The sequence below is a fragment of the Janthinobacterium silvisoli genome (genome assembly GCF_014200725.1).
Lineage (GTDB): Bacteria > Pseudomonadota > Gammaproteobacteria > Burkholderiales > Burkholderiaceae_D > Janthinobacterium.
The window spans coordinates 207,274-229,009 of the sequence record NZ_JACHCL010000001.1; the positions used below are offsets into that span (position 1 = coordinate 207,274).

Annotated in this window: 17 protein-coding genes; 4 read left to right on the forward strand and 13 right to left on the reverse strand. The window is 61.0% G+C overall.

Translation table 11 applies throughout. The features are described from left to right. Positions 1–21 precede the first annotated feature (21 nt). The 3 genes from HDE75_RS27010 to HDE75_RS00855 all read right to left on the reverse strand — a co-directional run bounded on the left by HDE75_RS27010 (position 22) and on the right by HDE75_RS00855 (position 3,415). The gene (locus tag HDE75_RS27010) at positions 22–681 is read right to left on the reverse strand and encodes a phosphate acyltransferase (protein WP_409254922.1); all 660 of its coding nucleotides are present in this window, start codon (positions 679–681) and stop codon (positions 22–24) included. A gap of 42 nt (positions 682–723) precedes the next feature. Next, positions 724–2,088, reverse strand: a complete 1,365-nt coding sequence (gene dctA / locus HDE75_RS00850) for a C4-dicarboxylate transporter DctA (protein ID WP_183679103.1) — start codon at positions 2,086–2,088, stop codon at positions 724–726. A 160-nt stretch (positions 2,089–2,248) separates the two neighbouring features. Beyond that, the gene (locus HDE75_RS00855) at positions 2,249–3,415 is read right to left on the reverse strand and encodes a mandelate racemase/muconate lactonizing enzyme family protein (protein WP_183679105.1); all 1,167 of its coding nucleotides are present in this window, start codon (positions 3,413–3,415) and stop codon (positions 2,249–2,251) included. 108 nt (positions 3,416–3,523) lie between these two features. Here HDE75_RS00855 and HDE75_RS00860 point away from each other — a divergent pair, with 108 nt between their 5' ends. Together HDE75_RS00860 and yddG are read left to right on the forward strand one after the other, a co-directional pair. Then, positions 3,524–4,414 (forward strand): LysR family transcriptional regulator, encoded by an 891-nt coding sequence (locus HDE75_RS00860; protein WP_183679106.1) that lies wholly within the window; start codon positions 3,524–3,526, stop codon positions 4,412–4,414. A 72-nt stretch (positions 4,415–4,486) separates the two neighbouring features. Next, positions 4,487–5,392 (forward strand): aromatic amino acid DMT transporter YddG, encoded by a 906-nt coding sequence (yddG, locus tag HDE75_RS00865; protein ID WP_183679108.1) that lies wholly within the window; start codon positions 4,487–4,489, stop codon positions 5,390–5,392. Here yddG and dsdC read toward each other — a convergent pair. The 7 genes from dsdC to HDE75_RS00900 form a co-directional block, all read right to left on the reverse strand. After that, a complete protein-coding gene (gene dsdC / locus HDE75_RS00870; protein ID WP_183679110.1) occupies positions 5,389–6,306 on the reverse strand; it encodes a DNA-binding transcriptional regulator DsdC in 918 nt (305 codons plus the stop codon). The genes yddG and dsdC overlap by 4 nt on opposite strands. Continuing rightward, the gene (dsdA, locus tag HDE75_RS00875; RefSeq protein ID WP_183679112.1) at positions 6,306–7,652 is read right to left on the reverse strand and encodes a D-serine ammonia-lyase; all 1,347 of its coding nucleotides are present in this window, start codon (positions 7,650–7,652) and stop codon (positions 6,306–6,308) included. Before dsdA ends, dsdC begins: the two co-directional genes overlap by 1 nt. A 106-nt stretch (positions 7,653–7,758) precedes the next feature. After that, positions 7,759–9,843: a TonB-dependent receptor gene (locus HDE75_RS00880; RefSeq protein ID WP_183679115.1), complete on the reverse strand. Its 2,085-nt coding sequence runs from the start codon at positions 9,841–9,843 to the stop codon at positions 7,759–7,761. Positions 9,844–9,932: 89 nt separating this feature from the next. Further along, positions 9,933–10,331: a DUF2946 domain-containing protein gene (locus tag HDE75_RS00885; protein WP_183679116.1), complete on the reverse strand. Its 399-nt coding sequence runs from the start codon at positions 10,329–10,331 to the stop codon at positions 9,933–9,935. Positions 10,332–10,369: 38 nt separating this feature from the next. Beyond that, a complete protein-coding gene (locus HDE75_RS00890) occupies positions 10,370–11,377 on the reverse strand; it encodes a PstS family phosphate ABC transporter substrate-binding protein (protein ID WP_183679119.1) in 1,008 nt (335 codons plus the stop codon). After that, complete coding sequence (locus HDE75_RS00895) at positions 11,374–12,396, reverse strand: PstS family phosphate ABC transporter substrate-binding protein (RefSeq protein WP_183679121.1); 1,023 nt, start codon at positions 12,394–12,396, stop codon at positions 11,374–11,376. Before HDE75_RS00895 ends, HDE75_RS00890 begins: the two co-directional genes overlap by 4 nt. After that, the gene (locus tag HDE75_RS00900) at positions 12,396–14,540 is read right to left on the reverse strand and encodes a TonB-dependent siderophore receptor (protein ID WP_183679123.1); all 2,145 of its coding nucleotides are present in this window, start codon (positions 14,538–14,540) and stop codon (positions 12,396–12,398) included. The genes HDE75_RS00895 and HDE75_RS00900 overlap by 1 nt, the downstream gene beginning before the upstream one ends. A 247-nt stretch (positions 14,541–14,787) precedes the next feature. On the opposite strand from HDE75_RS00900, the gene HDE75_RS00905 reads away from it, so the two are divergent. Both HDE75_RS00905 and HDE75_RS00910 read left to right on the forward strand, forming a co-directional pair. Further along, complete coding sequence (locus HDE75_RS00905; protein ID WP_311735140.1) at positions 14,788–18,267, forward strand: DUF748 domain-containing protein; 3,480 nt, start codon at positions 14,788–14,790, stop codon at positions 18,265–18,267. Between the two features lie 348 nt (positions 18,268–18,615). After that, positions 18,616–18,783: a hypothetical protein gene (locus HDE75_RS00910; RefSeq protein WP_183679125.1), complete on the forward strand. Its 168-nt coding sequence runs from the start codon at positions 18,616–18,618 to the stop codon at positions 18,781–18,783. Positions 18,784–18,822: 39 nt separating this feature from the next. Here HDE75_RS00910 and HDE75_RS00915 read toward each other — a convergent pair whose 3' ends face one another. From HDE75_RS00915 to HDE75_RS00925, 3 genes are all read right to left on the reverse strand, one after another. Continuing rightward, positions 18,823–19,530 carry an SDR family oxidoreductase gene (locus HDE75_RS00915; protein ID WP_183679127.1) on the reverse strand — a complete coding sequence of 236 codons (708 nt, stop codon included), beginning with the start codon at positions 19,528–19,530 and terminating at the stop codon, positions 18,823–18,825. Positions 19,531–19,695: 165 nt separating this feature from the next. Continuing rightward, positions 19,696–20,661 carry a GlxA family transcriptional regulator gene (locus tag HDE75_RS00920; protein WP_183679129.1) on the reverse strand — a complete coding sequence of 322 codons (966 nt, stop codon included), beginning with the start codon at positions 20,659–20,661 and terminating at the stop codon, positions 19,696–19,698. Then, positions 20,658–21,617 (reverse strand): SLAC1 family transporter, encoded by a 960-nt coding sequence (locus HDE75_RS00925; RefSeq protein WP_183679130.1) that lies wholly within the window; start codon positions 21,615–21,617, stop codon positions 20,658–20,660. The genes HDE75_RS00920 and HDE75_RS00925 overlap by 4 nt, the downstream gene beginning before the upstream one ends. Positions 21,618–21,736: the final 119 nt, after the last annotated feature.

Below are 21,736 nucleotides of genomic sequence, written 5' to 3' on the forward strand. Positions count from 1 at the left end.
ATGTGAAGCACCTCTCTCGGCCTATTTCTCAACATCTCTGAAATCTTTGGCCCGGTTAGCGGTCTGGCCCTGATTTTTAGCGTCAGCGGCTTGATCGCATCGGCAATACTGGGCTTGCCAAATGTACGCCAAATGCGGCCCATGTATCCATCTGATAATGCGACGAACTGTCGCGGACTGAGTGAGAACGTGTACAGGCTTGTCACAACTCAGACGAATCGATCCGACCGCGATACCGTTGCCGGCCGCCGTTTTCACAAGGTTATAGGCAATATTTGCCGATTCGATGTTCGGCATCACCAGCAGGTTCGTGTCACCAGTGAGCGTAGAATTGGGCATGATCTTGTTTCGCAGCTGGGAGCCTAGCGCGATGTCACCATGCATCTCGCCATCCACTTCCAGCGACGGATCACCTTGTTTGAACAGTTCCAGCGCTACGCACATCTTCATTGCCGATGGCTTATCGGACCAGCCTAAGTTGAAGTGATACGGCAGCCCGGCGCGCGGCGAAAAACCAAAGCGACGCATTTCTTCAGCAGCCATCAACGTAATCGCATCCAGGTTGATGTCGCTTGTACTCAGCACTGCCGCACCATTGGCAATCAGCACAACAAGATTGCTGCGTGCTGGATACCTGAAAGCATTTGCAGCACCTGGCATGTATGCCAAGGCGAGAATCAAGTGGCGCGGCCAGCCATTGCTGGCGCGCTTACCAAGAAAAAATCAGAGGCTGGCGCTAGGCGAAACGTGCTCACCCGGCACAGCAAGGGGCTTTTCGGCAAGGGGAGCCACTTCCGTGGGCACGGACACATCACGTCCAGCTGCCGAAGCGGCGAACGCGCGGTTCATCTGCTCCAGATCAAGTGCCCCTTCCCACCTGGCCACCGCGATGGTCGCGACACCGTTGCCTATCAAGTTGGTCACGGCGCGCGCCTCGTTCAGGAAGCGGTCAATCCCCACCAGCAGCACCAGGCCGGACAGGGGAATCTTGTGCATGGAAGCCAGCGTGGCGGCCAGGGCCACAAAACCGGCGCCCGCCACGCCAGCAGAACCTTTGGAGGTCAGCATCATGACACCTAGGATACCGAGCTGTTCCCAGATCGTCAGGTCGATATTGGTGGCCTGCGCGATGAAAATGGCTGCCATCGCCAGATAGATTGCCGTGCCGTCTGCATTGAAGGTATAACCGGTTGGCAGCACCAGACCCACCACTTTTTTCTGGCAACCCATGGCCTCCATCTTTTGCATCATTTGTGGCAGCACCGCTTCCGTCGAGGCGGTACCCAGCACGATCAGGATTTCATCCTTGATATATTTCAGGAAACCCCACAGTGGCACGCGGCAGTAGCGCATCACCGTTCCCAGCACCAGCACCACAAACAGGATGCAGGTGAGGTACACGGCGGCCATCAGTTCGGCGAACGAGTTCAAGGTGCCAATGCCGTATTTGGCGATGGTGAAGGCGATACCGCCGAAAGCACCGATCGGCGCCAAATGCATGACGATGCGCACCACGCCGAACATGCCATGCAAGAACATATCGAGGCCATCGATCAGCGGCGTGACTTTGCTGCCCAGCCGGTTCAGCGCAAACGAAAACAGCAAGGAAAACAGGATGATCTGCAACATATCGCCCTGTGCAAAGGCGCCGACCACGCTGTTGGGTACGATGTTCATCAAGAACTCCAGCGTCGTATGATGCTGTGCTGCCAGGGTATAGCTCTTGATAGACGCGGTGTCGATGTGCGTCGGATCGATGTTCATGCCCACCCCGGGCTTCATCAGATTGACCACGATCAGGCTCAATACCAGCGACAAGGTGGAACATATCTCGAAATAGAGCATGGCCTTGGCGCCGACGCGTCCGGTTTCCCTGACGCTGCCCATGCGGGCGATACCCACTACCACCGAGGCGAAGATGATAGGCGCCAGCAGCATCTTGATCAGCTTGATAAAAAGGTCGCCTAGCGGTTTGAGCTCGACGCCGATATCGGGATAGAAATAGCCCAGCAGGATACCTGCGGCAAGGCCGACAATAACTTGGATGTATAAGGTGGATGCCAGTTTTTTAAAGCGTTGCGCGTTCACGGCGGGTCTCCTCCAGCGGAACAAAAATAATGGGCGAGCGCCAGCAGAGAGCGTGCCAGCGGCATACCGCCCGCGCTCTGCGCTGTGCTTTTATTTGAAAGGACGACGCACCAGCTCTTCGGCTGTTTGCGTAGTCTGTGCGCGTCGTACCGCTGCCGGTTTATTCCGCCAGCTTGCGCATTTCGGCGTACAGGTCGGCCTTGCCTTCGAAGCCGATGCCTGGCAGGTCTGGCATCGTGATGTAGCCATTGTTGACCTTCACACCGTCGGGGAAGCCGCCGTAAGGCTGGAACAGGTCCGGGTAAGACTCATTACCGCCCAAACCCAGGCCGGCTGCGATATTGAGCGACATCTGGTGGCCACCGTGCGGGATGCAGCGGCTAGGCGACCAACCGTGCTCGCGCAGCATGTCGAGCGTACGCAGATACTCAACCAGGCCGTAGCTCAGTGCGCAGTCAAATTGCAGCCAGTCGCGGTCGGCACGCATGCCACCGTACCGTATCAGGTTGCGCGCGTCCTGCATCGAGAACAAGTCCTCGCCGGTGGCCATGGGATTCTTGTAGTAATTGCGCAGGGTTGCTTGCAGCTCGAAGTCCAGCGGATCACCTGGTTCTTCATACCAGAACAAATCATACTGTGACAGCGCCTTGGCATACTGCACTGCCGTATCGAGGTCAAAGCGGCCGTTGGCGTCCACCGCCAGTTTCTGGCCATCGCCCAGCACGCTCAAAATCGAGTCGATGCGGCGCAGATCTTCATCCAGCGAGGCGCCGCCGATTTTCTTTTTGACCACCGTATAGCCACGGTCGATATAGCTGCGCATCTCGTCCTTCAGCTTGCCGTGGTCCTGGCCTGGGTAGTAGTAGCCACCGGCCGCGTACACGAAAATATTACGGTCAGGGCTGCCATTGCCATAACGGTCTGCCAGCAGCTGGAACAAGGGCTTGCCTTCGATCTTCGCCACGGCGTCCCAGATCGCCATGTCGATGGTGCCGATGGCAACCGAACGTTCGCCGTGACCACCGGGTTTTTCGTTGGTAAACATGCAGTTCCAGATCTTGTGCGGGTCCAGATTGGTGCCTTCGTCGTTCACCAGCGAGGCAGGATCTGCCTCCAGGATGCGCGGAATGAAGCGTTCGCGCATCAGCGTGCCCTGGCCATAGCGTCCATTCGAGTTAAAGCCGTAGCCGATCACCGGCTTGCCATCGCGGATCACGTCGGTCACCACAGCGACCAGGCTCAAAGTCATTTTGCTGAAGTCGATGTAGGCATTGCGGATCGGGGAGCTGATCGGTACAGTTTTTTCGCGGATTTCAATAATTTTCATGCTAGGTCTCCAGGTGTCGGGAAGTGCTGTCTTTCAGCGCATGGGAGTAGCTTACTATTGAATATAACTGGTAAGATTAACTTAGATTGAAACCTTTATTCACTTAAAATGAAAACTGATACCGCCCCCGATCTGGCATTTTTTGTGTTGCTGGCAAAATTGAGCAGCATGACGGCAACTGCCCGCGAACTCGGCGTCACGCCGCCGGCGGTGACCAAACGGCTGAACCTGATGGAGCAGAAACTGGGCGTGCGGCTGGTCAATCGCACCACCCGGCGCATCAGCCTGACCAATGAGGGGGAGTTGTATCTGGCGCAGGCGACCCAGATCCTGCACCAGATTCGCGAGATGGAGGAATCGATCTCCAGCGGGCGAGCCGAGCCGAAGGGGCTGCTCAGGATCAACGCCACGCCGGGCTTCGGCCGTACGCGTATCGCCCCCATCCTGTCGCGCTTCGCCCATGTCCATCCCGAAGTGGAAGTCGAGCTGCACCTGACTGACCGGCCCATCAGCCTGGTTGAAGAAGCGTACGATCTGGCGATACGCTTCGGCGAGTTGCCGGACACCCGTTTAACCGCGCGCAAGCTCATGTCCAACCGCCGCTTCCTGTGCGCCTCCCCCGCCTATCTGAAAAAATATGGCGAGCCACAGACGCCTGCCGAATTACAGCGCCATCGCTGCATCCTGCACCGGCAGAACGATGACGTCTACGGCACCTGGCGCATTCAGAAAGGCAAGGCGGACGAGTTAGTGAAGGTACGGGGTGCAGTGTCCAGCAACGACGGCGACGTGGTCATGAACTGGGCACTGGAAGGCCACGGGATAGTGCAGCGTTCCGAGTGGGACGCCGCCAAGTATCTGGCAAGCGGACGGCTGAAAGAGGTCATGAAAAGCTACTGCCTGCCCGACGCCGACTTGTACCTGTACTACCTCAGCCGCAGTAATCTGCCTGCCAAAATGCGCGCCTTTATCGACTTTATCGCGCAAGAGTTCCGTTAATCGGCACCAGTCGAGCACCTGTGCCTGCCAAACCAGAGTATCCGTCCACTTCGTCCACCTGCCTGAATAAGCATGAATTTTCTGCAATCTCACCACCCCGAACACAAATCCACCCTGATCGGCATGACCGCCATCCTGATGTGGAGCGCTTCCCTAGGCTTGTTTCGCAGCATCTCGGAAATCTTTGGCCCGGTGGGCGGTGCGGCCCTGATTTTTAGCGCCAGCGGTTTGCTTGCGTCGGCGGTGCTGGGCTTGCCGAATGTACGCACGATGCGACCCATGTATCTGTTAGTCTGCGGGGCGCTGTTTGTTGCTTACGAGATTGCGCTGGCCTTGTCGCTGGGGCTGGCCCATGACCGGCACCAGGCGCTGGAACTGGGCATGATCAATTATCTGTGGCCCAGCCTGACGGTCTTGCTGGCCATCGCGACGCGCAGCCAGCGCGGGTCCTGGCTGTTGTTGCCCGCGATCGCCCTGTGTTTTAGCGGTATCGTCTGGGTGATGAAGGGCGATGGCGTGCTGTCCGCCTCGCTTTTGTGGGGCAATGTGCTCGGCAATCCAGTCGCTTATGGCCTGGCCTTTGCTGCGGCGTTTATCTGGGCCAGCTATTCGGTCATGACGCGCCGTTACGGCCAGGGGGCGAATGGCGTGCCGCTATTCCTGCTGGCCACCGCCACGGTCTTGTGGATCAAATATGCGCTCAGCGACGAAGCGACCTTGCACATCAGCTATGCCGGGATAAGCCAAGTTGTGCTGCTCGGGGCGCTGACGGCAACGGCGTATTCGTGCTGGAATTTCGGCATCCAGCACGGCAGCCTGGCGGTACTCGCGACCACTTCCTATTTCACGCCCGTGCTGTCGGCCACGCTGACCAGCTTGTGGCTGGGCATTAGGCCGGGCCGCTCTTTGTTGTTCGGGGTAGCCATGGTGACGGCCGGTTCCTTGCTATGCCTGTGGGCAACGCGACAGAGAGACTAGTTCTTCATTGCTTGCCCCATCAACCACTCCACCAGGGCCTGCACTCTTGCCGGCAAGGGCGTCCTCGCCGCATGCACCAGGTAATACGCTTGCGGACTGGCCAGGCTGAAACCGCCAAACGGCAAGATCAGTTGGCCACTGTCCAGCCAAGGCTGCGCCAGTTGGCGGCGGCCGATGGCGATGCCGGCGTGGTGGATGGCGGCCAAGGCGCACAGGTCGGCGCGGTCGAAGCGCAGGCTGCGGGTGGGTAATGTTACTGTCGGGCTTAGCGCAGTTGCCCATAATTGCCATTCGGCATCAGGCGCGCAGGCGGGCCAGGCCAGGGTGTCGTGCAGTATGGTCGCGTTTTTCAGGTTTTCTGGCCTGTCCAGCAAATCGTGTTGACATGCGTAGGCGGGGCTGCAGACGGGCGCCAGCCATTCGTCCATCAGGTGCTGCGCGGCAAGTCCGGGAAATGTCCCATCGCCATAATGGATGGCCAGGTCGACCTGGCCGGCGCGAAAGTCGACTTGTTCATTGCCTACGCGCAGGTCCAGGCTGATGTCGGGGTATAAGGCCGTAAAACCGGCCAGGCGCGGCACCAGCCAGCACTGGGCTATCGAGGGGCGCGCATGGATGGTGATATTGCCAGCCAGAGCATCGCCACCGTGGATAGCCGCATGCAGGCTGTCCCAGCCTTGTTGCAGGGCCGTGTAGATGCGCTGGCCATCGGTCGTCAGCCTGATTCGGCGCGTCAGGCGCTCGAACAGCAGCAAACCCAGGCTGTCTTCCAGGCGGGCGATGCGGTGGCTGACGGCACTGGGTGTCAGGGCAAGTTCCTGCGCCGCCAGCGCAAAGCTGGCGTGGCGCGCCGCGACCAGAAAGGTATGCAGGTTGGCGAACTGGCTGGCCGTCAACTGGGCGCCCGTTGCCATCAGCCCTGCTCCAGCAACGCCCTGCCCCGCGCCACATAGGCATCCATCTCGGCTGCGGGCACCATGCTGCCGCCCGTGCCCCAGACCAGGTGCGTGGCTTGCTGCAAGCGCTGCGGCGTCAAGCCCAGGCGCTGCTGATAATCGTGCGCTTCCAGCACATGCCTGATGCCTGCAAAACCGGCCACGGCGGACGGCTCCAAGCGCCAGCCTTCGGTCTGCTCCAGCACAGCCAGCAAGCGGTACAGTGTTTCATCGCTGACAGTGGCGTAGCCATCGATCAGGCGCTGCATGGCGCGGCCCACAAAACCGGAGGGCCGGCCCACGGCCAGGCCATCGGCGGCCGTCACATTATCGATGCCGATATCCTGCACGCTGATCCCTTCATGCCAGCCAGTATGTACGCCCAACAACATGCAGGGCGAGTGGGTCGGTTCGACAAATACGCAATGCACGGCATCGCCAAAAGCCAGCTTCAGGCCTAACGCCACGCCGCCAGGGCCGCCGCCCACGCCGCAGGGCAAATAAACGAATAATGGATGCTCGGCATCGACAATGACGCTGGCTGCGTCGAACTGGCGCTTCAAACGCTCGCCCGCCACCGCGTAGCCGAGGAACAGATCATGCGAATTTTCATCATCGACGAAGTGACAGCTGGGGTCGCCCTGCGCCTGGCGGCGCCCTTCTTCCACAGCCACGCTGTAGTCTTGCGTATATTCCACCACCGTCACGCCATGCTCGCGCAGTTTGTCTTTCTTCCACTGCCGCGCATCGGCGGACATATGCACGCTGGCGCGAAAGCCCAGTCTGGCACTCATGATGCCAATCGACAAGCCCAGGTTGCCGGTGGACCCCACGGCGATGGCATATTGGCCAAAGAAGGCCTTCAAGGCATCGCTGGCCAGCAGGCTGTAATCGTCGCCTTTTTTAAGCAAGCCCGCATCCAAAGCCAGGGTTTCCGCGTGTTTCAGCACTTCATAGATGCCGCCACGCGCCTTGATCGAGCCGGAAATCGGCAGATGGCTATCCTGCTTGAGCCAGACTTTGCCAGTCGTCACTCTCAGGGCAGCCTGCATGGCGGGCAGAGGCACGATGGGCGACTCGATAATGCCGCCGCTGGCCTGGGTTTCAGGAAACACTTTGGCCAGGTAAGGCGCAAAACGGGCCAGGCGGGCGCTGGCGTCGTCCACGTCATCCAGCGTCAATCCCACATCGCCCAGCGCTTCGGCAGACGGTGCGATGGCGGGATTAAACCAGCCCAGGGGCTGCAAGGCCGTCAAGGCGTCGATCAGGGGAAAATCGGCGCGCAAGGCGGCAATCAAGTGTGGGGACAACGGCGGGGGCAACATGAAAACCTCTTTATCTCGTCAAAAGCAGCCATGATTAGACAACATCAGGCGCCGCCTGGCAAAGGATGCTTGCTCAGGCGACAGGTGACGAGGATTCAACTATCCACTAAAACTTCAGTTGCAAGCCCACGTCGATCGACCGCCCTTCCGCCGGCAAGGCTTGCAGCGCCCCGCCATTGGCTAACAAGCCAGACAGGTAAACGCCACCCAGCGGGTCGGCATACGCGCGCTTGAACAGGTTGCTCACGCCAAAGTTCAGGCTCGCCATCTTGTTGACGGCCACGCTGCTGCGCAGGTTGACCAGCGCGTAGCCACCTGTGAGCGGTTCCAAACGCCGGGCATCGACGTCATCCTTGCGGCTCACCACCTTGGCCTCGATGCGGTTGCGCCAGGCGCCTGTGGCTTGCTCAACGGCAAACAAGGCGTTGAACGGCATCATGCGGTACAGATCGCCACCATCGCTGCGTTTGCCGCGTGTGTAGGCGGCGTTGCCCGAGGCCGTGAAGCGGCCCCAGCGCGAGCTGTTGGCCAACGGCAATTGCCACGACAGGTTGGCGCCGTACAGGTGGGCGTCATGATTGGCGAACTGCAAGAGATTGCCTTTCGCACCCATCTGCATATACGGGTTGAAGGTGCCCAGCACATCGACATCAATGTAATTGTTGACCTTGCTGTAATACGGGTTCAGGCGCACAAACCATCCAGTATCACCGCCGCCATGCCAGTCGGCCGTGAACGCCGCCGTGTAAGCCGTTTCCGGCTTCAGGTCCAGATTGCCCACATAACCATTGCCATCGCCAAACCAGTTGGTCATGGTCATCGCCATCGTGCCGCGGCCCCAGGAATAACGTTCGTACAGGTTGGGCGAGCGCGTCTTGCGGGCCAGCGCAAATTCATAGCTGCTATTCGCATCCGCCTCGAAGCGGGCTTGCGCCGTGGCGTCGATATTCGTGTCGCGGCGGCTACGGTCACGCGCATTGAAAGCGACCGCGGCTGCCGTGTCCGCCATATTCATCATATTGTCGCCATACGATTGCACCTGGCCGGTATCCATGCGCACGGATTCGCCGCGCAAGCCGACGATGCTGGTCCAGCGCGCATCGTGGCGCGTTTCCAGTTCGCCGAACAGCACGGTGCGGTCGCGCTTGCCGTCATTGATATTGAGATAGTTGCGCGGGCCCATCATCATCGAACCGGGCACGGCCGGCCAATAGTCGTCCAAGCGGAAGCCATGGTATTCCTGGCCCAGGCGCAATTCGCCCGCGCTGGTGGGCAGGCTCGCCTGCAGCGCATAGCCGATATTGCGGCCATGCGTGAGCATCGGCATGGTGCCGGGCCGCTCGCTGCTGAAAAAGCCCATTTCATGGTCCGTCTGCTGCCAATAGGCGCGCGCGTCCAGCACACCCCAGCCGAATTGCCCCTTGTACGCCAGGTTGGCGAACTGGCCATGGTTATCCGTCATGTCCATATATTGATTCGGGAAACCCTGGTAAGGAATATGCTGCACGCCGGCACGGAACGTCACTTGCTGCCCTTCCCCACGGGCTGCCAGCACGATGGCCTGGTTGATGCTTTCAACCATGCTGCCCAGCACCTTGTTGCCATGTCCATCGTCATAACTGTGTCCACGCGTATAGGCGCCGCTGTAGCCGATACTGAACTTGTCGGTGGCGGCCGACGCGGCGGCGCTGGTCGACACGCTATTGTTGACGCTGCGGCCAGCCACGGCAAAGCTGCCTTCGGTGCGCAATGGCCCGCCAGGCTGGGCAAACACGGGCGCGGCGGACTGTACTTCGATAGTGCCGCCGATATTGTCGCCGCCCACGCTGACAGGCGTCACGCCAGCGAGCAGGCTGATGCGCTGCACCTGTTGCGGATCGATATAGGACAAGGGCGCATTCATGTGGTTGGCGCAGGCCGAGGTGATTTCCATGCCATCGATGCGTATCTTCAGGCGGTCGTCGGCGAAGCCATTGACCATCGGCAAACCCGACACGCCGCCACCGGCCGCCACGCTGTAACCAGGCGTACTGGATAGCATCTGCGCCGTATCGGCGGCGGGACGGTAGCTGTCGCTAATCGCCGTGACGATGACCTTCATTTCAGGCAAGACGGAAGAGTCTGGATTATTGCTTTGCGCTACGGCGGGCAAGGCGATGGCAAAGGCCATCAAGAATGGAGTATGTTTCATTTTTGCTGCTTTCAGATTCGTATAGGCGAGACGAACGGCTACCAACGCAACAAACGTGCGGCAGGCAGCAGTTCAAACGGGAATGGAATTCAGAAAGTGGCAGGCGGGCCGCGCGGCTGGACCGGTGTCCAGGCAAACAGCGGTGTAATCGATTGATAAAACAGGACAGGCAGCAAGCCCGTGATCAGCGCGCCCGAAGCTGGCGCCAGTGTCATGGGCGTGACGTTCAAGGTGGCCACATGCATGCTGCAGCACGGACAGTCGCCCATGCTCATGGTGGTTTTTTGCGGTCCATCAGGCGCTTGTCCGTTGAATTTCAGCGGCACCATCGTCAAACCACCGGCCACCGAGCAAATCTCCATGCTGGGCACGGTGTCACCGCGGGCCACCGTCAGCGCGCGCGACAGCGTCGGGGCGAGCGCCGCCATCAGGATGGCGAGACAGGCGATCCACAGGACGACGACGGCTTTGCTTTTACTGACGAACATGGCGGCATTATAACGGCCAGGCTCACATGCCGAAACCCCTACAAGCCATTGAGCTTCTGCTGCTCCACCTGCAAATCCCGCTCGCTGAGCGGCAGATACCCTTCTTCGCTATCCTGCTGCGCATTGATGATGGCCTGCCCTTGTGGCGACAGGGCCAGTTGCAGATAGGCTTTCACCAGCGGATCGAGCGGCTTGCCCGGCGCGCGGTTGACGTAGAACTGCACCGGCATCGACAGCGGGTACAGTCCGGCGCGCACATTGGCCTTGTCCGGGCCATAGTACGGTGCACCGGCCTTGGCGGCCAGCGGCAGCACGCGCACCTGGTCGGAGGTGGCGCTGGCGTTGACCCAGCCCAGCACGGCGATGCCATAACGGTCGGCGGCCACTGCCTGGATCACGGCTTCGCGCGTGGCCAGCGCTTCATAGCTGGCCGTGAATGGCCGCTTCTTGAAGCGCGTATAGCGCAGGCCGGTGGCGAAACCGCCGTCGTCGCGCAAGCCATACACGTGGATGCGGCGCGGCGCCCAGCCATCCTTCAAGCCCAGTTGCGACCATAGCCGGATATCGCCGGCAGCGGCGCCGGAGGTCAACACCTGGCCCACCTGCGCCATCGTCAAACCAGCCAATGGATTATCGCGGTGCACATATACAGCCGGTGGCGTTTTGGCCGGTGGGCGCGGGCCGTGGCCGTTGTAGCCGATGCGGATGGGCGTGGCGTCATAACCGTAGACCTGGCGGAAGGCTGCCTGGTCGCCGGGCCACATATCGCGCGTGAGCGGCGCAAACGCGGTGGCGCCAGCCGTCAGCGCAGGCATGCCGGCGGACGAACCTTCCATGCGCAAGCTGAAACGCACAGCGGGATACTGGCGCATAAACAAGGCGTTCAATTGCCGTATCACTTCTTCCAGGCCGTCATTGCCGACGATGGCCACCGTGCCGTCGCGGTTCACATACGGTTGCGCGGGGTCGGCCTGCAGCGGCGCGGCAGAAGTGCTGGCGGCGATCGCCAGGCCGGCAAACAGAGCGCTTAAGCGTACCAATCTCATTTCAACTTCTCCATTTCCGCTTGCGCCTGTGCGGCCGTCAGCGGCAAATAGCCATTCGGCTGCGCGGCGATAATCGCCTGTCCTTCGCGCGACAGCACCATGCGCAGATATTCCTTCGCCAGCGGATCGACAGCCTGGCCAGGCACGCGGCGCACATATAAATACACATAGCGGCCAAACGGATAGCGGCCAGATACCACTTCTTCATCAGTACCGGTGGTCGCCACGCCGTCTTTAGTCACGATGGCCAGCTGGCGCAATTGCGGGTTGCGCACGCCCAGCGCAGCCACGCCGATGCCGGCCGGGTCTTGCGCGATGCGGCCCGTGATGGCTTCCGTGTTGGCCAGTTCCTCATGGTTGACGGCCAGGGCGCGCCCCTGAAACAGCTCGCGCTGCAGATAATCGCCAAAACCCGTGTAGGCAGCCGTGCCGTAAGGGTGAATCACGCGGTCGCGCCATTCCTCCTTCAGCCCCAACTGCCCCCAGCGCGTAAAGTCGCCGCCAACATTACCTGTCGAGAGGATTTGCGACACTTGCGCCGACGTCAGCTGCGTCAATGGGTTGGCCACATTGACATACACGGCCAGCGAGGTGGCCAGGTGCTGGTCGGGCGTGGCGGCCGTGTGCGCAATGCGGATGGCCAGCGCGTCGCCGCCGACAATTTTACGGTAAGGCACGGTCTCGATGGGATTGATGGCGCGGCCCATGGCGCCGAACAGTATCTTGTCATGCATCAGCAAAGGCACGGCGCTGCTGGTGCCCTTGCCATCAAAACCCAGTTTCACACCGGGATGCGTGGCCATGAACAGCGCATTGAAGCGCCCGACGATGAACGCCACGTGTTCGGCGCCGCCCAGCATGGCCACGCCCGTCTTGCGGTCGACATAGCCCGCCGTGGCCGGCACCGTCACCGGCTGCGGCGCATACGCGGGCAAGGCGGTGTCGAGCGCCGGGGCGGCGACAGCTGCGCCGGCAAGCGCCAATTGGGCAAGCAGGAATACGCTGGTCGGTGTGCGCATTACAGATCAACCTTCACGCTCAGCTTGACGGAGCGCGGCGCACCGGACGCCAAACGGGTGCCGGCGCCAGCCCAGTAAAACTTGTCGGCCAGGTTTTCCACGTTCAGTTGCCAGGTCACGTCTTTATTGGCCAGGCGACTGGCGTAGCGCGCGCCGGCGCTGAACAGGGTCACGCCACCCAAAAAGGCCTGGTTCAAATCGTTGACGGGACGGGCGCTGTAATAATAGGCGCCGCCATTGACCGACAAGCCCGGCACGCCATCGAAGGCGTACGACAGGAAAGCGCTGCCCGTGCGTTTCGAGGCGTTTTCCGGCGCCTTGCCGTTGTACAGGGCGTTGATATTTTCAAAGCTCGGGTCCAGGAACTGGGCCGACGTTTGCCACGACAGCTGGCGCGTCAGCTTGCCCTGGGTCGACAACTCCAGGCCACGGTAATGCTGCTCGCCGTCAGAGGTGTAGATATTGCTGGTGTTGGTGTAATAACCTGGGCGGCTGATATCGAACAAGGCGGCCGACACCAGGGTGCCGGTCGGCGCCATCCAGCGCGCGCCCAATTCCTTTTGCTTGCTGACGCCCGGCGCCAGCTTGACATTCTGGTTGGCCGTGCCGGTCGGCGCCGTTGCGCCCTCTTCCAGGCCGCGCGCCGACGAGGCATAGAAAGACAGATCCGGCGCCAGCTTATAGACCAGCGACACCATCGGCGTGGTCTTGCTGACGTCATAGTGATTCGTGCCCTGGTCGCTCTGGTAGCTGGAATGGCGCACGCCAACCACGGCTTCCCATTGCGGCGTGAACACCAGGCGGTCCAGCGCATACAAACCCGTGTCGCGCGTGTCCAGCGCGGCCGTGGTCGGGGTGGCCGGCACGGCGCCAAACACCACCTTGGTGATCGGCACCGGGTTGTACAGGTTTTGCGAGGCGATCGTGTAATTTTGCTGGTAGATCGGGGTTTGTGATTTATCCGTGCGCGAGGCGCCCAGGGTCAGTTCGTGCTTGACGAAACCCGTGCTGAAATTGCCGGCCAGTTCGGCGCGCAGCAAATCGGACGCCATCACGGCATTCTGGATATTGCCCGTGATACTGCCGGCGCCCGTGGTCACGGCGGCAGGATTGGTCAAACGGAAAATCGACAGGCGGCGGTCGCGCGAGGTTTCCGAATGGCCGCCTTCCACCGTCAGTGCCCAGTTGTCGCTCAAGGCGTAATCGGCGCGCAGCTGGGCATTCTTGGTTTGCGCTTCAAAGTTGGACCAGTCCGGGCCGATCAAACGGCTAGGGTCGACTGCGTGCGGCAAGGTGATCACGCCATTGACGGCCGTCGGCAAGTTGATGCCGGCCTGTTCGGTCACCTTGCGGCGGTCGTATTCCAGGTCGGCCTTCAACAGCAGACGATTGGTCACGCGCCAGTCCAGCGCGGCCGATAAAAAGCTGCGGTTGCCATTGCCCACGTTATCCATGTAAGAGCCCAGGGTGCCGCCAGCCGCGTTCACGCGTACGCCGAATTGCTGTTCCTCGCCAAAACGGCGGCCCACATCGATATTGGCGACCGCGCTGCCACGGTCGCCTACCGTCAAACCCACGCTGGTGACAGGCTTGCTGCCGGCACGCTTGGTGACAAAGTTGACCACGCCGGCTGGCGAGGTAAAGCCATAGTACAGGGCCGACGCGCCCTTCAGCACTTCCACCCTTTCCTTGTCTTCCATGGGCACTTGCGAGAAGTTCATGATGGGCAGGGAACCGTTCAAACGGTAGTTCGTGCGGTTTTCCACGGCGATGCCGCGTATTACCAGCTGATCCCAGGTCTCTCCGCCGTTTTGCTGGCGCGTCACGCCGGCCGTATTGCGCACCGCATCGTACAGGCCGCCCACGGCTTGCAGTTCCAGCAGTTCGCGCGTGATCACGTTGACGGTCGACGGCACGTCCATAATGCTGGAGCCGCGGAAACTGCCCGCCTCGGTGGTGGTCGGCACCAGGCCTTGCGCGCGGGCGCCCGTGACCTGCACCGCCTGCATGACTTTTTCATCGCCGGCGGTCAGGTCATCCTGGCCATTGCCACTATCGGCAGCAAAGGCAGAGGTGGAAGCGAAGGCCAGCGACAAGGCGGCGACGAGGGGAAGCAACTGGATGGCGGGGGAAACGGCGCGCATGAAGGGAAAACTTTCTACAAAAGGAATAGCCGCGAGGCTGAAGATAGCCCGCATCATATCCGTAACGAGAATCATTCGCAAGAAAAAGTGAATTTTGGTGAGTTTTCTATCGGCAAAAAAGTCGCTCTGGGAATGTTTTTTAACTATCTACCTCGGCACTGGAGCACGCTTCAATTTTGCAGGCTCTGCGACAAAAAGGCATACTGACAGTTAAGACGCGTACGACGTCTATTACCAAAGGTTGATCGTGAAAAAAACAGAAAACAAAAGCGTGCAGCCGAAGAAATTTCGCTGGAAACGCTGGCAACGCTGGACCGTGGGCACTGCCTGCGTGCTGGGCGCCTATAGCGCGGCAGGCTTCTGGCTGGTGCCGCATCTGATACAAAGCCAATACCCCAAATTTGTCACTCAAACACTGGCGCGCCAGGCCAGCATCGGCGAGGTGGACTTCAATCCATTTACCTTGCGCCTGGAAGCGCATGACATCGTATTGAAGGAGGCGGCCGGCGCCCAGGGCGCACCGCTGCTCGACATCAAGGCGCTGATCGTACAGCTGGAATGGAAATCCATCGTGCGCCGCGCCTGGAGCCTGGCGGAAATCCGCATCACGGCGCCACAAGCGCATTTCACCATCACGCCGGACGGCAAGTTCAACCTGGCCGAATTGATTGACACCTGGAACCGCCGCCCGCATGAACCGTCCGATGGCAGTTTGCCGCGCCTGGTGATCGGCCATTTCGCGCTGGAACAGGGCAAGGTGGCCTGGCAAGACCAAAAGGCCGGTTATGCCGACAACTTCACGCCGATCAACTTCGCGCTGGACAATATCTCCACCCTGCCCGACGCCAACGGCAGCTACACCTTCAGCGCCGATGCGGCGCGCGGCGGCAAGCTGCACTGGCGCGGCACGGCTTCCCTGAGCCCTATCCGTGGCGAAGGCGAACTGATCCTGACGGACGCCTCGCTGCCCGGCATGGCCGCCTACCTGAAAGCCTACACGCGCGCCGAAGTCACCAAGGGCGCCTTGTCGGCCCGCCTGCCCTACGCTTTTTCCTATGCGGATGGCAAGCTGGAAGCAGGCATCAAGGGCGCTGGCCTGGCCTTACGCGACCTGGCACTGGTGCGCGACGGCAAGGGCGAACCCTTCACCGCCCTGCAAACCCTGGCCGTGACCGGCGTCAACGCCGACCTGGCGCGCCAGACTGTGAGCGTGGACAAGATCGGCCTCGATGGCGGCAAGGTGGCCGTGCATCGGGACGCCAAGGGCGAGATCGACCTGGCGAACCTGATGGTAGCAGGCGCTCCGGCTGCTGAGGCAAGCAAACCCGCCAAACCCAGTTCCGGCAAATGGAAAGTCGATCTGAAACAGCTGGCATTGAGCAATCTGGACGTCAGCGCCATCGACGACACCGTCAAGCCGGCATTGGCCCTGAGCGCCAAACAACTGCAATTGCAGCTGCAACTGCAGTTGCAGCAAGCGCCGGCCGGCACGCAGATCATGATCGATGGCGCCCGCTTCGGCCTGGCCGACCTGGCCCTGCAGCGCGGCACGCAAACGCCGTTCAAGCTTGCCCAGCTGGGCTTTGAAGATGGCAAGATCGATCTGGCGGCCCACACGGTGCACCTGGGTTCTGTGACGGCCAGCGGTGCGCAAATCGACCTGACGCGCAACCACAAGGGCCAGTTCGCCATCGCGCAAAACCTGCCCGTATTTGCGTCAAGCAAACCCTCAGCCTCCGAAGAAAAACCATCTTCTCCCTGGTCCACCACGGTCGGCAAGGTAGAGCTTAGCAAGTTCGGCGCCCTGTACAACGATCCCGGCACCGGCCTCAAGGGGCAATTCCAGGACGCACACCTGAGCCTGACGGACGCCAGCAGCGACTTGAAACAAGCCCTGCCCTTTGAACTGGGTGTGGGCTTGCGCGAAGGAGGTTTGTTGACGGCGCACGGCAAGTTCGTTCCCGGCACGGGCGCGCTCGACGCCCAGCTGAACCTGAAACAGCTGACGCTGCGGCCGGTCCAGCCTTTGCTGGCCCAGCATTTGAAACTGAAACTGGCAGGCGGCACCTTGTCGGGCAGCGGCCGTCTGACGACAGGCGGCGGCGCGAAGAATGCGCCCACCGTGCGCTATGTGGGCGGCGTGGATATTGCAGGCCTGGTCTTGAATGAAGTCGATGGCAAGCGCTTCGCTTCCTGGAAAAGCGTGCGGACCGACAAGCTGACGGCCAGCGTAGGCCCCAACTTCCTCGATATCCCGGAATTGCGCATTGTCGAACCGAACGCCCAGCTGATCATTGAAAACGACCGCAGCCTGAACGCCCAGCGGCTGCTGGTCAAGCCAGCAGAACCAGCAGCGGCCGCAGTTACTCCTGCTCCAGTTGCAGCCGCTGCAACGCCGACGGCAGACGCCAGCTTCCCCGTGCGCGTGCGCCGGGTGCGCCTGCAAAACGCCAAGCTGGATTTTGCCGACCTGAGCTTGCGTCCGCAGTTCGGCGCCAAGATTTATGAGCTCAACGGCATCGTCACGGGCCTGTCGACCAAGCGCGATGCGCGCAGCCAGATCGAACTCGACGGCCGCATCGATGAATTCGGCCTGGCCCGGGTGCGCGGCCAGCTGAACCCGTTTGCGCCCACCGACAACACGGACTTGAGCGTCATCTTCAAGAACGTGGACATGGTCTCGGCCTCGCCCTACACCATGAAGTTTGCCGGCTACAAGGTGGCCGAAGGCAAGATGTCGCTGGACTTGCAATACAAGGTGCGCAACCGCCAGCTCGACGGCACCAACCAGATCGTGCTCGACAAGCTGACCCTGGGCGAACGCATCGACAGCCCCGACGCGCTCAAGCTGCCACTGACACTGGCGCTGGCCATCCTGAAAGATTCAGACGGCCGCATCGACCTGGGCTTGCCGGTGTCGGGCGACATGAGCGACCCGCAATTCAGCTACGGCGCGCTGATCTGGAAAGCCATCGGCAACGTGCTGACGAAAATCGTTACGGCGCCGTTCCGCGCACTGGGCAGCTTGCTGGGCATCAATAGCGACAAGCTGGAAGCCGTCGACTTCGACGCAGGCAGCGCCGTACTGCTGCCGCCCGAACGCGAAAAACTCAAGCAGGTGGCGCAGATTCTGGCCAAGCGCGAACAGCTGAAACTGGCCGTACCGGCCCAGTACAGCGACAGCGATGCGGCCGCCCTGCGCGAACAAGCCGTACGCCTGGCCATCACAACAAAGGCTGGCATCAAGCTGGAAGCGGGCGAAGCACCGGGTCCGCTGAACCTGGGCGAACGCAAGATACGGGGCGCCCTGCGCGATCTGTATGCAGAACGCTTTGGCAAGGCTGAACTGGACAAGCAAAAGAAAGCGGCCGAGGTGGCAATACCGACGGCGGCGCCAGCAGCAGCCAGCGCCAGCGCATCTGCCTCGGTTCCAGCACAGGCGGAAAAAATCCCCGTCTGGCAACGCCTGGGCAAGCTGATCGAAGGCGAACCGCAAGTGGCCGACACGGGCGCTTTCTACAATGGCTTGCGCGCGCAGCTGGAGCAAAAGCAGGCCCTGCCCGCCGATGCCCTCACCAAGCTGGGCAATCAGCGCAGCGCCGCCATCATTGCAGCCCTGCAGCAAGATGGCACGCCAGCGGCCAGGGTCAGCGCAGGTGCGCCGGAAAAAACCGACGCCACGCCAGGCAAGCCGGTGGGCTTGAAACTGGGGCTGGCGGCGCAGTAATTAGCGTGGCATCAATCAGGCGGGCGGCCTTGCACTGGGGCGGCCCGCCATCATGAGCGCCAAATAAACTTGCCAGAAAGAGTTGCCAAGATTTATAGTCGCGCCTGCCTGACGCGCTGCCATGTGGCCGCCTGCGGGAATCTGGAGAAATGATTTATGCGACTTGCCAGCACCCTTGCACTATTCCTCTGCTTGAGCTCGACTTCCTACGCCGCAGACACGCCAGCAGCCCCAAAGCCACTGTCAGAACCGGCCATGTGCAAATCAGTCTGCGTGTCAAGCCGCCAAGACTGCCGCGCAAAAGTACAGGGCGCTACCGAAAACGATACTGACCATCTGGTGCTGTCTATGAAGCCAGACAACAATCCCTACGCCAACGCCAACGCCGCCAAGGATGTGCGCCTCCAGTCGCAGCAACTGCGCCCCACCGAAGCCGAAGCCTTCCGCGCCCGCCGCGCCGAACGCCTGCAAGCGTGCGAAGTACCGTATCGCAGTTGCACAAGGGCTTGTGGGTAAGCGATTCAGCCTTCAACTTAATAGCAACCTTGCCCTTGCTCAGCGCTGCAATGGCGCCAGATAAATGCCCGGCTCATCCGACAAGCCCCGCTTGACCTTGCGTGTAATCTCGTCTGCCAGCACTTCCTTGACGCCAGCTTGCACGCCGTCCAGGATTTGCCCGGCAACATCGGCTGCGCTGACCTTGGCAACGTCAAATCCTTTGGTCAGGTCGGTATCCATAAAGCCCACGTGTACTCCGACCAATTGCGTGCCTTGCGGAATCAAGTCGTTGCGCAGGCCGTTGGTCAGGCTCCAGGCGGCAGCCTTCGACATCGCATACGGGCCCATCTGGCCGGAGTTGGTCCAGCTGGCAATCGATAATATGTTGACAATCGCGCCGCCACCATTCTTGCCCAGCGCCGGTGCGAAGGCTTTGGCTGCACGCAGCGGGCCATAGACGTTCGCTTCGAATATTTCACGTGTCACTTCGATGCTGTCCTCAGCGAGAAAGCCGACCAGCTTGGCGATGCCTGCATTGTTAATCAGCAATGTCGTGTCAGCGCAATGGGCAGCAGCGGCCGCGATGTCGGCCGGGTTGGTGACGTCGAACTGGACCGGAATGACGCCGGGCAGATTGATGCTATGCACATCGCGCACGCCGGCGTAGATTTTGGCGGCGCCGCGCGCCTGCAATTGCTTGACCAGTTCCAGGCCCAGGCCGCGATTGGCGCCGGTGACGAAGGCGACCGAATTCTTGATATCCATGCTAAATCCTTTCAATGGAGGGATAAAAATCGATGCAATATGTGCATGTATCGTGGCTGCCAAGCTTGGGCAGCAGCGCACGGCCACGCAAATACTTGCACAATCCAAGCAACATTACGCCAATAACTTGCATTATGCAAGTAACTTTTTTATCCCTCACAACGACTATGCCAGGCTGACCTTGAAACTATCGCGATACTGATACGGCGTCACCCCAAATCGTTGGGCAAACACCAGGCGCATGCGGGCGGCGCTGCCGAAGCCGCAGCGGTAGGCGATGGTTTTCAGGGGCAGTTCGCTGCCTTCGAGCAAGTTGCGGGCGGCGTCGATGCGGGCGCGCAGCACGAATTCGGCTGGGGTAATCTGCATTTCCTTGACGAACAGGCGGGCGAAATTGCGGGCGCTCATGCCGGCGATGTCGGCCAGGCGCTCGACCGACAATGGCTCAGCCAAATGTTCCATCACATGGCGCTGGATCACCGCGGCCAGCGCATCGGGCCGTGCCTGGGCGTCAAGATAGGGGCTGAATTGCGATTGACCGCCCTGCCGCTGGGCAAGTACCAGCAGGCGCTTGGCCACCGACAGGGCCACCGAAGGGCCATGGTCTTCCGCCACCAGCGCCAGCGCCAGGTCGATGCCAGCCGTCACGCCAGCCGACGTCACCAAGCCCCCATCGCGCACGTGGATGCGGTCGTGCTCGACCTGCGCCAGCGGGAATTGCTGACCCAACCGGCCCGCATCGCTCCAGTGGGTAGTTGCGCGCTTGCCGTCGAGCAGCCCGGCGCGCCCCAGCAAAAAAGCGCCGGTACAGATCGAGCCATAACGGGGCACGCTGCTCGCCACTTGCCGCAGCCAGGCGGACAGGGCCGGGTTTTCCTCTTCCTGCGCCAGCTGCGGGCCGCCAGCCACCAGCACGATATCGTAATCACTACCCGCCTGGTCCAGGCTGAAATCAAAGCCCAGCTGCTGGCCATTCGATGCGCGGACCGGCGATGGCTGCGTGCCCACCGTGAGCAGGCGATAGCCCTCGCCCTCGCCCACGTAATCATTGGCTTCGGCAAACACATCCATCGGCCCTGACACGTCCAGCGACTGTACGCCAGGGAAAATCAGCAGCGCGACAGTTTTCATACGGCGGCCGGGCCTGGCGCCAGCGGGAAATACGTGCCCCTGACCAGCAAGCGTATCGAGCCAAGCGCAACATACAGCACCAGCAGCAAGGTAGCGGCAAAGACGATGGCGGCCACGGCTTCCAGCAGGCCATTCGGATGGCGCTGCACCATCAGCATCAAGCCCTGGCCCAGGGTCGCGAGGCCGAACGTGTAGGCCCAGTAGCCGGGCGCAAAGTCTTGCCGGGCCAGCCAGCGCGAGGCGAACAGCAGACCGGCGAAGATGAACAAGGCGTAGCCAGCCAGTGCATAGGTGATCGCAGGGTTGGCTTCGCTACCGGCCAGTACCTGGTACGCCACCAGCGCGACCACGGGTGGCGCACTGTAGATGCCCATGAAGTTGCGCGTTCTTTCTGCCAGGCCACCCGTCATCAGCTGGTGCGTGATGCTTGAATCCATGATGAGCCAGGAAATCGCACCCACGCCAAACAGCATCCAGCCGTAATCCGTGTAGCCAAACACGCCAGCCGCCAGCGCATTGACCAGCACGCTGGCCGTGTACGGCAGATAGAGCGGCGGGACGATCTGCGCGGTATCGCGCTGGTGGCTCCAGTGCGTGGCCAGCCGCCAGGCGCCGTACAGCAGATTGGCTGCGGAGCCAAGCCAGAAGCATAGTTTGGCGGCGGCCGGCGCGTACGGCAGCAGCGCCAGCGCGATCAGGATGACGGATTCCGGGATCAGGGCCAAAAAGGCCGACTGTACAGGGTCGCGCACTTCAGCCACTGCCGCTGCCCGCTGCACCAGCCATTTGCGTGCATACATGACGATAAAAAGAAGGAATGAAGCGATGGCCAGCAGCTCGAACAGTTCGCCCATCAACGGCGGCAAGGACCAGAGCTCGCGGGCAAAGCGCCAGGCATTGCCGGTTTCGGCCAGGCCCAGGGTCAGCGCAAAAAAAGATGCCGGTAATATTTTCAATGAGAGTTGCGGTAGGCGTTCCATATAGGCTGCAGTCAGATCCAGTAGGTGAACAATGAAACTAGTGTAGTCGTTTCATCGCCTGGCATGAAGCGGACAAATGGATCAAATCCTGCCAA